Below are 12,634 nucleotides of genomic sequence, written 5' to 3' on the forward strand. Positions count from 1 at the left end.
GGCGTAGCGCACAGAGAGACGCGAGGACACCACCCGTGGCCGAGACCACCGTCGACACCGACACCCTGGGCGACGAGACGCCCAGCACCTACACCTCCGAGTCCGCCGCCCCCACGGGCCGCGGCCAGAGCATCACCGCCCCCGGCCAGGCCCTGGGCCGCCGCAAGGAGGCCGTGGCGCGCGTGCGCCTCGTCCCCGGCACCGGCACCTGGAAGGTCAACGGGCGCACGCTCGAGGACTACTTCCCGAACAAGGTCCACCAGCAGCTCGTCAACTCCCCGCTGAAGCTGGTCGACGTCGAGGGTCGCTTCGACGTCGTCGCCCGCATCACGGGCGGCGGCTCCTCGGGCCAGGCCGGCGCGCTGCGCCTGGCGATCGCGCGCGCGCTCAACGCGATCGACGCCGAGCACAACCGCCCCGCGCTGAAGAAGGCCGGCTTCCTCACTCGCGACGCCCGCGTCGTCGAGCGCAAGAAGGCCGGTCTCAAGAAGGCCCGCAAGGCACCGCAGTACTCCAAGCGCTGATCCTGCGCTGTGCGCTCGTCGGCCCCGGTGGACCTCGTCCACCGGGGCCGACGGCGTTTGTGAGGAGCGGTGACCAAGACCCGTCGACGGCGGGCAGCGGCTGACGGTCGTACGGTCGGCGTACGGCCGGTACGAGGGGAAGGACTTCCATGGGACGGCTTTTCGGCACCGACGGGGTGCGCGGTCTCGCGAACGGCAACGTGACGGCGGAGCTCGCGCTGGACCTCGGCGTCGCCGCGGCCCGCGTGCTCGCGAGCGGTCAGGAGGAAGGGCACCGCCCGCGCGCGGTCGTCGGGCGCGACACGCGCGTGTCCGGGGAGTTCCTCGGCGCGGCGCTCATCGCGGGGCTCGCGAGCGCGGGCGTCGACGTGAAGGACGTCGGAGTCCTGCCGACCCCGGCGGTCGCCTACCTGACGAGCACCATGGACGTCGACTTCGGCGTCGTCATCTCGGCGTCGCACAACCCCATGCAGGACAACGGGATCAAGTTCCTCGCGCGCGGCGGCGTGAAGCTCGACGACGCGGTCGAGGACCGTATCGAGAGCCTGCTGGGCCAGGAGTGGGAGCGCCCGACGCACGGTGTCGTCGGCCGCATCTCCCCGGACTCGGGCCGCGCGGGCGGCGCGTACGTCGAGCACCTCATGTCGAGCATCGGCGCCGACGAGGACCACAAGCCGCTGGCCGGGCTGCGGATCGCGGTCGACTGCGCGAACGGCGCGGCGAGCGACGTCGGGCCCGCGGCGCTGCGTGCTGCCGGGGCGGACGTCGTCGTCATCAACGCGAGCCCCGACGGCCGCAACATCAACGCGGCGTGCGGCTCGAACCACCCGGAGCAGCTCCAGGCCGTCGTCGTCGCGTCCGAGGCCGACTTCGGCGTCGCGTTCGACGGCGACGCGGACCGCTGCATCGCGGTCGACCACGGCGGCACCGTCGTCGACGGCGACCAGATCATGGGCGTCCTCGCCCTCGCGCTCAAGGACGAGGGCGCGCTCCCGCACGACACGCTCGTCGTCACGGTCATGAGCAACCTCGGGCTGCTGCTCGCGATGCGCGCGGCGGGGATCAGCACCGTCCAGACGGCGGTCGGCGACCGGTACGTGCTCGAGGAGATGCGCGCCCACGGCTACGGCCTGGGCGGCGAGCAGTCCGGCCACATCGTCATGTCGCGCTACGCGACGACGGGCGACGGCGTGCTCACGGCCCTCCAGCTCGCGGCGCGGGTGCGCGCGACGGGCCAGAAGCTCGCGGACCTCGCGGGCGTCGTGCAGCGGCTCCCGCAGACCCTCCTCAACGTCCCGGGCGTGGACAAGGCGCGCGCGTCGACCGACGAGGCGCTGCTGGCCGCGGTCGCCGGTGCGGAGCGCTCGCTCGGCGAGACGGGGCGGGTGCTCCTGCGGCCGTCGGGCACCGAGCCGCTCGTCCGGGTCATGGTCGAGGCGGCGACGCAGCAGCAGGCCGACGCGGTCGCCGCGCAGCTCGCGGGCGTCGTGCGCGAGCGGCTCGCCCTGTGAGCGCGTCCGGACGGCCGACGGGACGCGAGGCGGGAACGAGCGTGCGGCAGGGGGTCGACGAGGCGCTGCGCGAGCACGTGCTCGCGCTCCTCGCCGCGTACCCGGACGGCGTCCTGCCGATCGTGCAGGCCGGCCACCCCGTGCTGCGCACGCCGGCCGTGCCGTACGCGGGCCAGCTCGGCGACGCGCTGCCGCGCTTCCTCGACGCGATGCGCGTGACCATGCGCGCGGCGCCCGGGGTGGGGCTCGCCGCGCCGCAGGTCGGCATCGGCCTCGCGGTGGCCGTGGTCGAGGACCCGGGGGCACCGGACGTCGGCGACGACCGGGAGCGAAGCCTCCTGGAGTACCGGGTGCTCGTGAACCCGCGCTACGAGGTCGTCGGCGAGGAGACGCGCACGTTCTTCGAGGGCTGCCTCTCCGTGCACGGCTGGCAGGCCGAGCGGACGCGCGCCCACGCCGTCCGGCTCACGGGCCAGGACGAGGCCGGCGAGCCGTTCGACGACGTGCTGACCGGGTGGCCCGCGCGCATCGTCCAGCACGAGACGGACCACCTCCGGGGCGAGCTCTACCTCGACGCCGCCGACCTGCGCACGCTGTCCTCGACCCTCGGGGTGGCGCGGCTCCCGGGCGCCGGGAGCTAGCTCACCGGGCGTCCGCGGGCCCCTGGTCCTCACGACGTACGGGCCCGCCGCGGGAAGTCGTCCGTCGGGATGACGACCCTGCCGCGGCTGGCGCGGCAGAATCGTCACGGGCGCGGCGCCGTCGCGCCCGGGGTCCTCAGGGGTGAACCGGGGGTCTCCCTGATGGTCGTCGTCCTCGCGCTCCGTAGGCTTGTCCTGGTGCAGGACGACCGACCTGCCGCCACCGCCCGTCTGGCCTCCCCGCCAGCAGACGAACGAGGACGCCGTTGCCCGACGCCGTGTCGATCTTCCTGGAGAATCTCGAGCACTGGATTCTCGCCCTCGCGGCGTCCGCGTGGATCTATCCCGCCCTGTTCGGCTTCGCGACGATCGACGGGTTCTTCCCGCCGGTCCCCAGCGAGTCGGTCGTCATCACGCTCGCGGTCTCCGCGCACGCGACCGGCGAGCCCAACCTCGTCCTCGTGCTCCTCGTCGCGGCCCTGGGCGCCTGGACCGGGGACCAGATCGCGTTCGCCATCGGTCGTGCCGTCGGCACGGAGCGCCTGCGCATCCTGCGCACGCCCCGCGGGCGTCGCGCCGTGGGGTGGGCAGAGCGCGCCCTCGCGCACCGCGGCGCGTCGTTCATCCTCGCGGCGCGCTACATCCCCGTGGGCCGCGTCGCGGTGAACATGACGGCGGGCGCCGTCGGGTACCCGCGGCGCCGCTTCATGGCGTTCTCCGCCGTCGCGGCGGTGACGTGGGCCGTCTACTCGGTGCTCATCGGGCTCGTCGCCGCCCGGTGGCTGGGCCACGAGCCGCTGCTCGCGATGGTCGTGGGCATCGTGCTGGGTGTCGGGAGCGGGTTCGTCATCGATCGCGTGCTCATGATGCGGGCGCGCCAGCGCGGCGAGCTGCCGCCGACGCCGCAGGCGCCGGCCGGGGAGGGCGCGACCGACCCGGCCGGGACTGCGCCGACGACCGGCGGGACACCGGCCGCGACCGCGCCCGGCGGGGGCGCGACGGCCGACGGGCGCACGGTGACCGGCCCGGTGACCGGCGAGCCCCTGCCCGGTCCGCGCGCAGCGGACGCCTCCGGGACAGTGCCGCCCGGGTCGTCGGGGGCGACGTCGTCGGGCACGCCGCCCCGCGCGACCTGACCCTGCCCGTGTGCTGGGCGGGTCGCCTCAGAGCTTGCGCAGGCGGACGCGCTGGACCGAGTGGTCCGAGCCCTTCGTGAGGACGAGGGTCGCGCGGCCGCGCGTCGGCAGGATGTTCTGCTCGAGGTTCGGCGCGTTGATCGCGTCCCAGATCGACTTCGCTCGCTCCACCGCCTGCTCGTCCGTGAGGTCGGCGTAGCGGCGGAAGTACGACTCGGGGCGCGCGAACGCCGTGCGGCGCAGCGCGAGGAACCGGTCGACGTACCACTGGCGGATGTTGCGCGTGCGGGCGTCCACGTAGATCGAGAAGTCGAAGAAGTCCGACACGGCGACGGTCGACTCGTCGTGCGCGCTCGGACGCGCGGGCTGGAGCACGTTGAGGCCCTCGACGACGAGGACGTCGGGCTTGCGGACGACGGCCTCGGCCCCCGGCACGATGTCGTACGTGAGGTGGTCGTAGACGGGGGCCCGCACCTCGGCGTGGCCGGCCTTGACCTTGGACAGGAACCGGATGAGCGCGCGACGGTCGTAGGACTCGGGGAAGCCCTTGCGGTCCATGAGGCCCCGGCGCGCGAGCTCCGCGTTGGGGTAGAGGAAGCCGTCTGTCGTGATGAGCTCGACGCGCGGGGTCTCCGGCCAGCGGGCCAGCATCTCGCGCAGCACGCGCGCCGTCGTCGACTTCCCGACGGCCACGGAGCCGGCCACGCCGATGACGTACGGCGTGTTGCCGGTCTCCTCGCGCAGGAACGTCGACGTCGCCTCGTGCAGGCCGGACGTCGCGGTGACGTAGAGGTTGAGCAGGCGCGAGAGCGGCCGGTAGACGGCGTCGACCTCGGCGAGGTCGATCGGGTCACCGAGGCCGCGCAGGCGCGCGACGTCGTCGTCGGTCAGCGGCAGCGGCGTCGACTCCGACAGCCGGCTCCACACGGCCCGGTCGAGATCGACGTACGGCGAGGACGACGGCGCGGCCAGGTGGGCCCGCAGGAGGTCGGACGGGTCGTCGGCGGGGGAGGACACCCGCCCGATTCTGCCGGATGCGCGCCCGTGCCGGTGCACGGGGCCGCCCCGCGCCCCGACGAGGGCACCGCGGGGCCGCCCTCCGCGGGTCGTCTCAGCGGGCGTCGTCGGCCCCGCGCGCGGCCCGACGACGGCGCGGCGCCGGCTCGACGGTGGGCCCCGGGCCGGGGAGCGCGAGGTCGGGCAGGCGGGCCATGAGGGCGAGCGCGTCGGCCGGGGCGTGGGCGTCCACGTCGTTGTCGAAGTAGACCTCGACGTCGTGGCCCGCGGCGTGCCAGGCGCGCACGCGCTCGGCCCACGCGTCGAGCACGTGCGGCCGGTAGCCGCTGCGGTAGAGCTCCTGGTCCCCGTGCAGGCGCACGTACACGAGCGGGCTCGTGACCGCCTCGACGAGCGGCCACCGGCCCGCGCCGTCCGACACGGCGAACGCCACCCCGTGCCGGCGCAGGAGGTCGAGCGACTCCGGCGTGGCGAACGACGCGTGCCGCGGCTCGAGCGCGTGCACGAGCGGGCGGTCCGCATCGGTCTCCGTCCAGGCGGGCGCGCGCAGGCGGTCGTCGTGCTCGTGCGCGAGCCGCGCCGCCTCGCGGGTGGTGCGCGGCAGGAGCGTGAGGAACGCGTCGAGCAGGTCGTGGTCGAAGGCGGTCCGTGCCGGGAGCTGCCACAGGACGGGCCCGAGCCTGCTGCCGAGCGCGAGGACGCCGCTCGCGACGAAGTTGGCGACCGGCGTCCGCACGTCCCGCAGCCGCTTCATGTGGGTGACGAAGCGCGGTCCCTTGACCGCGAACGTGAAGCCCTCGGGGGTCTGGTCGCGCCACGCGACGAACGACGACGGCCGCTGCAACGAGTAGAACGACCCGTTGAGCTCGACGGCGGGGAAGAGCGAGGCGACGTGCTCGAGCTCGCGGCGCTGGGGGAGCCCCGCGGGGTAGAACGGTCCGCGCCAGTCCGCGTACCGCCACCCCGAGAGACCGATCCGGACGGTGGGCACGAGCACAGCCTCGCGGTGCAGCGCGTCGCACGCCCGGCGAACGGGTGGCGGACCGGCACGCGACGAGGCCCCGGGCGCGAGGACGGCTCGCGCGCCGCGCGGGGCCCGATTAGGCAGCGGACCTCACGAAGAACCGCGAGATCGTGCGGCCCCGAAGGGGCGCGGGTCCGTGGCTAGACTCGATCACCATGTGCGGAATCGTGGGCTACGTGGGCCCTGGAACCATGGTCGGAGAGGCCTCGGGGCGACCCCTCGACGTCGCTCTCGAAGGACTCGGACGGCTCGAGTACCGCGGCTACGACTCGGCCGGGGTCGCGCTCGTCGCGCCCGGCGTCGACGCCGTCGCGTTCGCGAAGAAGTCGGGCAAGCTCGCGAACCTCGTGCAGGAGATCGAGACGCACCCGCTACCCGCGGCGACCGCGTCGATCGGGCACACGCGGTGGGCGACGCACGGCGGCCCCACGGACAGCAACGCGCACCCCCACCTCGCGGACGACGACCGCCTCGCCGTGATCCACAACGGCATCGTCGAGAACTTCGCGACCCTCAAGGCCGAGCTCCTCGCCGAGGGCGTGACGTTCCGGTCCGAGACCGACACCGAGGTCGCCGCGCAGCTCCTCGCGCGGGCGTACCGCGACACCAAGGACCTCACGCTCGCGATGGGCCAGGTGGCGCGGCGGCTCGAGGGCACCTTCACGCTCCTCGCCGTGCACGCCGACGCCCCCGACACGGTCGTGGGCGCGCGGCACGACTCGCCGCTCGTCGTCGGGCTGGGGGAGGGCGAGAACTTCCTCGGCTCCGACGTCGCGGCGTTCATCTCCCACACCAAGGAGGCGCTCGAGCTCGGGCAGGACCAGATCGTCACGATCACGCCGACGTCGGTCGAGGTGACCGACTTCGACGGCAACCCCGCCGAGGCGAAGCGCTACACGGTCGACTGGGACGCGGCCGCCGCGGAGAAGGGCGGCTTCTCGTCCTTCATGGACAAGGAGATCCACGACCAGCCGCACGCCGTCGCCGACACGCTGCTCGGCCGCACGGACCCGTCGGGCAAGCTCGTGCTCGACGACCTGCGCATCGACGAGGCCGTGCTGCGCTCGGTCGACAAGATCATCGTCGTCGCGTGCGGCACGGCGGCCTACTCGGGCCACGTCGCGAAGTACGCGATCGAGCACTGGTGCCGCATCCCGGTCGAGGTCGAGCTCGCGCACGAGTTCCGCTACCGCGACCCGATCGTCGACGAGAAGACGCTCGTCGTCGCCGTGACGCAGTCCGGCGAGACCATGGACACGCTCATGGCCGTGCGCCACGCGCGCGAGCAGGGTGCGAAGGTCATCTCGATCGTCAACACGCACGGCTCGACGATCCCGCGCGAGTCCGACGCCGTGCTCTACACGCACGCCGGCCCGGAGATCGCGGTCGCCTCGACGAAGGCGTTCCTGTCGCAGATCACCGCCGCGTACCTCCTGGGCCTCTACCTCGCGCAGCTGCGCGGGAACAAGTTCCCCGACGAGATCGCGGCGATCCTCGAGGACCTGCGCGAGATGCCGCGCAAGATCCAGACGGTCATCGAGCGCGGCGAGTACGTGCGCGCGACCGCGCGGTCGATGAAGGACGCCTCGTCCGTGCTGTTCCTCGGGCGGCACGTCGGGTTCCCCGTCGCGCTCGAGGGCGCGCTCAAGCTCAAGGAGCTCGCGTACATCCACGCGGAGGGCTTCGCGGCCGGCGAGCTCAAGCACGGGCCGATCGCGCTGATCGACGAGGGCCAGCCGGTGTTCGTCGTCGTGCCGTCGCCGAAGGGCCGCGAGGGCCTGCACTCCAAGGTCATCTCGAACATCCAGGAGATCCGGGCGCGCGGCGCACGCACGCTCGTCATCGCCGAGGACGGGGACGACGCCGTGCGCCCCTACGCGGACGAGATCTTCTGGATCCCCGAGTCCCCGACGCTGCTCTCGCCGCTGCTGGCCGTCGTGCCGCTGCAGATCTTCGCGATGGCGCTCGCGACGGCGAAGGGCCTCGACGTCGACCAGCCGCGCAACCTCGCGAAGTCGGTCACGGTCGAGTAGCCCTCCCGCCCCCGCCCCCGCCCACGCGTCGACCAGGTGGTCCTGGTTCGTCCGGTCTCCCGGACGAACCAGGACCACCTGCTCGTGGAGGCGGGGAGGCCTGGTTCGCCACCGTAGGGTGGACGCATGATCAAGGGCGTGGGGATCGACGTCGTGGACGTCGCGCGGTTCATGGAGACCCTGGAGCGCACGCCCCGGCTCCGCGAGAAGCTGTTCACCGAGGCCGAGCGTGACCTGCCGCCCGCGTCGCTCGCCGCGCGGTTCGCGGCGAAGGAGGCCATCGCCAAGGCGCTGGGCGCCCCGGCGGGCATGCGCTGGCACGACGCGACGGTGCACCGCGTCGTCGGCGGCCCGCCGGAGGTCGAGATCACCGGCACGGTCGCGGCACGTGCGGACGCGCTCGGCATCACGGCCTGGCACCTGAGCATCTCGCACGACGCCGGCATCGCCTCGGCGATGGTCGTCGCAGAGGGCTGACCCCCCATCCCGCCGAACATGCCGTTGCCGCCCGTCAACGAAGCCGGACGGGCTCCCACCGCATGGTGAACGGCGGCCGTGGGGTCTCGGTGTCGTCCACAGGACGCGACGTCGGGTCGTTGTCCACAGGTCAGTCGCCTGGCCCGACGACGACGGGTCCTCGTGCGGTGGGGTGGCACCCGTGCGTCGTGCTCAGATTCCCCCGGCCCTGCTCTCCGTCGCCGCGGTCCAGGGCGGTCTCGTCTCATCGCCCAGTGCCGAGGGCACGGCCTGAGCGACAAGGATGTGGCCGGCCTGACGCGCCGGGCGACCCTCGTGCGCGTGACCCGCGGCGTCTACGACGTCAGTGCCGCCCCGCTCACCGACCGGTCGTGGGACGAGCGACGAGCCCGGGCCGCCTGGACGGGCCTGCTCGCCTTCGGCGAGGATGCGGTGGCGGTCGGGTCCTGTGCGCTCGTCCTCCACGGCGTCCGTGGGCTGCCGCCGACCCTCCGGCCCGAGGCAGCTGTTCCTCGTGGGCGCAACCGGCTCGACCGCGACGGGATCGCGCTACGGCAGTTCGACGCAGGCATGACGACCACCGAGATCCGGGGCAGGCGGGTCGTGACGCTCGACTGGGCGCTCGCGCAGGCTGTCCCCGAGCTCCCGCGCGCGAACGGCCTCGCCGTGCTCGACTCCGCCCTCCACCAGGGCCTCATCGACGCGGACGGGCTGCGCCGCGCGCACGAGCACGCGCGCGGGAGACGCGGTGTCGCCAGTCGGCACACGCTGTGGGAGATGGCCGACGCGCGGGCCGAGTCACCCCTCGAGTCCTTCGCCCGGCTCGACTGCATCGACGAGGGCGTGCCGCCGCGCACGCTGCAGCTTCCCGTCCACGACCACGGCGGGAGGGTCGTCGCACGGGGCGACCTGGCCTGGCGCTACCGCGACGGTCGGTGGCTGGTCGCCGAGCTGGACGGTCAGGACGTCCACAGCACTCCGCATGCGGTGTTCTCAGACCGAACCCGGCAGAACACTCTGGTCGCGACGGGAAGGATCGACGTCCTGCGCTTCACAGGTCGCGACGTCGGGACGATCGGCCGCACTGTCCGGGCGGCTCTGCACAGAAACGGCGGAAGGCCCCCGCCGACCATGGGGTCGTGGCCCGTCGGGTCGCTCTGACAGGCCACGACCCCATGCTCGGCGGACTGCCCGGGGAGGGGGAAGGGGAGGGGAGTCAGCGCTGGAGGGCCGGGATCACCTGGCGCTGGAAGAGCTCGAGCTGGTCGCGGTCGGTCGCGGCGAAGGGGAAGTAGCCGATCGCGTAGCCGAGGCCCTGGTCGCGCAGCGCCGTGAGGGTCTCGACGATCTGCTCCGGCGTCCCGACGAGGGGGCCGTTCCGCCACGACGCGATGCTGTCGTCCGCCTTCTCGGGGAAGTAGCGGCGCGCGTGCTCCTCGACGCGGGCGAGGCGGTCCGCGACGTCCTGCTCGGTCTCGCCGATGACGACGTTGTAGTTGGCCGACCGCGTGATCTCACCGAAGTCGCGGCCCAGGTCGCGGCAGTGCTGCTCGAGCACGGCGGACTTGTGGGCGAAGCCCTCCGGCGAGCCGTCGAAGTTCGTGTACTGGGCGTGCTGCGCCGCGATGCGCAGCGTCTTCTTCTCGCCGCCGCCCGCGATCCACAGGGGGATGCTCGGCACGGCACCCTCGCCGTCGACCGCCACGCGCTGCAGCGGCTGCGGGTAGCACAGCGCGCCGTCCACCTGGTAGCGCTGGCCCTCGAACGTGCCCGACGACCCCGTGCGCCACATGCGGGCCATGATCTGCACGCCCTCGTCGAGCGCGCGCAGGCGCTCGCCCGCGCTGGGGAAGCCGTACCCGTAGGCGCGCCACTCGTGCTCGTACCAGCCCGCGCCGATGCCCATCTCGAGGCGGCCGCCCGAGACGTGGTCGACCGTCGCGGCGACCTTCGCGAGGTAGGTCGGCTCGCGGTACGCCATGCACGTGCACATCTGGCCCAGGCGCACGCGCTGCGACGCCGCGGCGAACGCCGCCATGAGCGTCCACGCCTCGTGGGTCGCCTCGGTGCTCGGGGTCGGGGTCGTGTGGAAGTGGTCGTAGACCCAGACGCCGTCCCACGCGAACTCGCCGCCGGGCAGGGGCTCGCCCGCCGCCGCGTTGTCGGCGTAGTGGAGCAGGGAGAGCATCGTCTTCCAGTGGTCCTCGGGCGCGACGTCGACGAGGTCGTAGCGCCAGCCCTGCGGGATGAAGAGTCCGAATCGCATGCTCGTCACCCTATGCGGGTCCGCGCGGCCCGCAGCGCGCCCGCGGGGACCGTCTCAGCCCTCGGCCGTCCCGGCGGTCGTCGCCCCGGCCGGCTTGGCGCGGGCGCCGCGCAGGCGGCCTCGGCGCCCGATGGGCAGGATGAGGTCATGATCGAAGCCTGGTCCGTCGCCGACGTCCGCGCCGCCGAGGAGCCCCTGCTCGCCGCGGGCGTCCCGCTCATGGAGCGCGCGTCGTTCGCGCTCGCCACCGTCGTCGCGCGCGACCTCGCCCGACGCCGGTCGGTCGCCCTGCCCGACGGCGGCCGTCGCGACGGGCGCGTCACCGGCGCCCGGGCGGTCCTGCTCGTCGGCTCGGGCAACAACGGCGGGGACACGCTGCACGCGGGCGCGTACCTCGCGCGCCGCGGCGTCGAGGTGCTGGCGGTGCTCACGGGCGAGCACGCGCACGCCGGCGGTCTCGCGGCGCTCCGGGACGCGGGCGGGCGGGTCGAGGTGCTCGTCGGCAGCCCCGACGGCGCGGCGCACGGCGACGGTCACGACGACCGCCACCACGACCACCTCGACCCGCACGTCGCCGACCGGGTCGCCGCCCAGGCGGCGCGCGCCGACGTCGTGCTCGACGGCCTCGTCGGGATCGGCGCCCGCGGGGCGCTGCGCGGGGTCGCGGCGGACCTCGTGGAGCGGCTGACCGTGGTGCTCGACGGCGGCCCCGCGCACGGTCCGGAAGGCCCCGGGCGGCCGTGGGTCGTCGCGGTGGACGCACCGAGCGGCATCGGCGTCGACGACGGCACGGTGCCGGGCCCGGTGCTGCGCGCCGACCGCACGGTGACGTTCGGCGCCGCCAAGCCGGGGCTGCTCCTGCCGCCCGCGACGCACCTCGCGGGGCACGGCGCGGTCGTCGACATCGGGCTGCGCCTGGGCGCACCCGGCCCTCATGCACCCGGCGCTGACGCAGCCGGCCTCGGCGCACCCGGCCCCGACGCACCCGGCCCCGACGCACCCGGCCCCGACGCGGCCGCGCCGGACCGGGGGACCACGACGCCGGTCGTGCGTCGGCTCGAGCCGGCGGACGTCGCGGCCCTCTGGTCCGTGCCCGGCGCGACCGACCACAAGTACACGCGCGGCGTCGTCGGCGTCGTGGCGGGCACGCCGACCTTCCCGGGCGCGGCGGTGCTCGCCACGACCGCGGCCGTCCGCACGGGTCCGGGCATGGTGCGCTACGGCGGGCCCGACGACGCCACGCGCGCCGTCCTCGCGGCCCGCCCCGAGGTGGTGCCCGCCGCGGGCCGCGTCCAGTCCTGGGTGCTGGGCCCGGGCGTCCCGGCGGTCCCCGGCCCGGGCGACGACCCGGTCGACGACGGCGGGCAGCACGAGCGCGTGCGGGCGGCGCTCGCCGCCGCGACGGCGACCCACGCGACGACCACCGACGCGACGACCGCCGACGCGACGCCGGAGCGCGTGCCCGCGGTCGTCGACGCGGGCGCCCTGTCCCTGCTGCCCGACCGCTGCCCGCCGTCGGTCGTGCTGACCCCGCACGCCGGGGAGCTCGCGACGCTCCTGCGGGCGCGCGGCGACGACGTGACGCGGACCGACGTCGAGGCCGAGCCGCTGCGCTGGGCGCGCCGCGCGCACGACGCCACCGGCGCGACGGTGCTGCTCAAGGGGTCGGCGACGGTCGTCGTCGGGCCGGAGGGCGCGTGGTCCCAGGCGGACGCGCCCGCGTGGCTCGCGACCGCCGGCGCGGGCGACGTCCTCGCCGGGATCCTCGGCACGCTGCTCGCGGCGCACGCCGAGCGCGTCGTGCGCGAGCCGGGCCTCGCCGCGCGGCTGGCCGCGGCGGCCGCCGTCGTGCACGGTCTCGCCGCGGAGCGCGCGAACCCGGGCGGTCCCGTCGCGGCGCTCGACGTCGCGGACGCGGTCCCGGGCGTCGTCGCGGAGCTGCTCGCCGCTCGCTGACCGCGCCCACGGCGTGCCGCACCACGCGCCGACCGCGCCGGTTGCGCCC

General features: G+C 74.8%; 11 protein-coding genes. 8 read left to right on the plus strand and 3 right to left on the minus strand.

Features of this window, described 5'->3' with window-relative positions; all coding sequences use genetic code 11:
• Positions 1 to 35 precede the first annotated feature (35 nt).
• The 4 genes from rpsI (at position 36) to BJP59_RS03275 (ending at position 3,812) form a co-directional block, all read left to right on the plus strand.
• Positions 36 to 524, plus strand: a complete 489-nt coding sequence (gene rpsI / locus BJP59_RS03260; RefSeq protein WP_021479846.1) for a 30S ribosomal protein S9 — start codon at positions 36 to 38, stop codon at positions 522 to 524.
• Positions 525 to 673: 149 nt separating this feature from the next.
• On the plus strand, positions 674 to 2,035 hold the full coding sequence (gene glmM, locus BJP59_RS03265) for a phosphoglucosamine mutase (protein WP_144680630.1): 1,362 nt from the start codon (positions 674 to 676) through the stop codon (positions 2,033 to 2,035).
• 41 nt (positions 2,036 to 2,076) lie between these two features.
• A complete protein-coding gene (locus BJP59_RS03270) occupies positions 2,077 to 2,676 on the plus strand; it encodes a peptide deformylase (RefSeq protein ID WP_194522173.1) in 600 nt (199 codons plus the stop codon).
• 266 nt (positions 2,677 to 2,942) lie between these two features.
• Positions 2,943 to 3,812, plus strand: a complete 870-nt coding sequence (locus BJP59_RS03275; RefSeq protein ID WP_086148953.1) for a DedA family protein — start codon at positions 2,943 to 2,945, stop codon at positions 3,810 to 3,812.
• A gap of 27 nt (positions 3,813 to 3,839) precedes the next feature.
• On the opposite strand, the gene coaA is transcribed toward BJP59_RS03275, so the two are convergent.
• Positions 3,840 to 4,829: a type I pantothenate kinase gene (gene coaA / locus BJP59_RS03280; RefSeq protein WP_044144243.1), complete on the minus strand. Its 990-nt coding sequence runs from the start codon at positions 4,827 to 4,829 to the stop codon at positions 3,840 to 3,842.
• Between the two features lie 94 nt (positions 4,830 to 4,923).
• Positions 4,924 to 5,820: a DUF72 domain-containing protein gene (locus BJP59_RS03285; RefSeq protein ID WP_194522174.1), complete on the minus strand. Its 897-nt coding sequence runs from the start codon at positions 5,818 to 5,820 to the stop codon at positions 4,924 to 4,926.
• A 188-nt stretch (positions 5,821 to 6,008) separates the two neighbouring features.
• Here BJP59_RS03285 and glmS point away from each other — a divergent pair, with 188 nt between their 5' ends.
• The 3 genes from glmS (at position 6,009) to BJP59_RS03300 (ending at position 9,524) form a co-directional block, all read left to right on the plus strand.
• Positions 6,009 to 7,886 (plus strand): glutamine--fructose-6-phosphate transaminase (isomerizing), encoded by a 1,878-nt coding sequence (gene glmS, locus BJP59_RS03290; protein WP_021482028.1) that lies wholly within the window; start codon positions 6,009 to 6,011, stop codon positions 7,884 to 7,886.
• A 126-nt stretch (positions 7,887 to 8,012) separates the two neighbouring features.
• Positions 8,013 to 8,363, plus strand: a complete 351-nt coding sequence (locus BJP59_RS03295) for a holo-ACP synthase (RefSeq protein ID WP_021482029.1) — start codon at positions 8,013 to 8,015, stop codon at positions 8,361 to 8,363.
• Between the two features lie 321 nt (positions 8,364 to 8,684).
• Positions 8,685 to 9,524 carry a hypothetical protein gene (locus tag BJP59_RS03300; RefSeq protein ID WP_194522175.1) on the plus strand — a complete coding sequence of 280 codons (840 nt, stop codon included), beginning with the start codon at positions 8,685 to 8,687 and terminating at the stop codon, positions 9,522 to 9,524.
• 55 nt (positions 9,525 to 9,579) lie between these two features.
• On the opposite strand, the gene BJP59_RS03305 is transcribed toward BJP59_RS03300, so the two are convergent.
• Positions 9,580 to 10,629 carry a TIGR03560 family F420-dependent LLM class oxidoreductase gene (locus tag BJP59_RS03305; RefSeq protein ID WP_194522176.1) on the minus strand — a complete coding sequence of 350 codons (1,050 nt, stop codon included), beginning with the start codon at positions 10,627 to 10,629 and terminating at the stop codon, positions 9,580 to 9,582.
• A gap of 147 nt (positions 10,630 to 10,776) precedes the next feature.
• Here BJP59_RS03305 and BJP59_RS03310 point away from each other — a divergent pair, with 147 nt between their 5' ends.
• Positions 10,777 to 12,585, plus strand: coding sequence for a bifunctional ADP-dependent NAD(P)H-hydrate dehydratase/NAD(P)H-hydrate epimerase (locus tag BJP59_RS03310; protein ID WP_194522177.1), 1,809 nt, complete (start codon positions 10,777 to 10,779; stop codon positions 12,583 to 12,585).
• The last annotated feature ends 49 nt before the right edge of the window (positions 12,586 to 12,634 follow it).

The sequence above is a fragment of the Cellulosimicrobium sp. JZ28 genome (assembly GCF_015327065.1).
In the GTDB taxonomy this organism is placed as follows: Bacteria; Actinomycetota; Actinomycetes; order Actinomycetales; family Cellulomonadaceae; genus Cellulosimicrobium; species Cellulosimicrobium funkei.

Coding starts and splice junctions, on each gene's coding strand:
- glmM (WP_144680630.1), top strand. CDS start 674: ATGGGACGGCTTTTCGGCACCGACGGGGTGCGCGGTCTCGCGAACGGC.
- glmS (WP_021482028.1), top strand. CDS start 6,009: ATGTGCGGAATCGTGGGCTACGTGGGCCCTGGAACCATGGTCGGAGAG.
- BJP59_RS03295 (WP_021482029.1), top strand. CDS start 8,013: ATGATCAAGGGCGTGGGGATCGACGTCGTGGACGTCGCGCGGTTCATG.
- BJP59_RS03305 (WP_194522176.1), bottom strand. CDS start 10,629: ATGCGATTCGGACTCTTCATCCCGCAGGGCTGGCGCTACGACCTCGTC.
- BJP59_RS03310 (WP_194522177.1), top strand. CDS start 10,777: ATGATCGAAGCCTGGTCCGTCGCCGACGTCCGCGCCGCCGAGGAGCCC.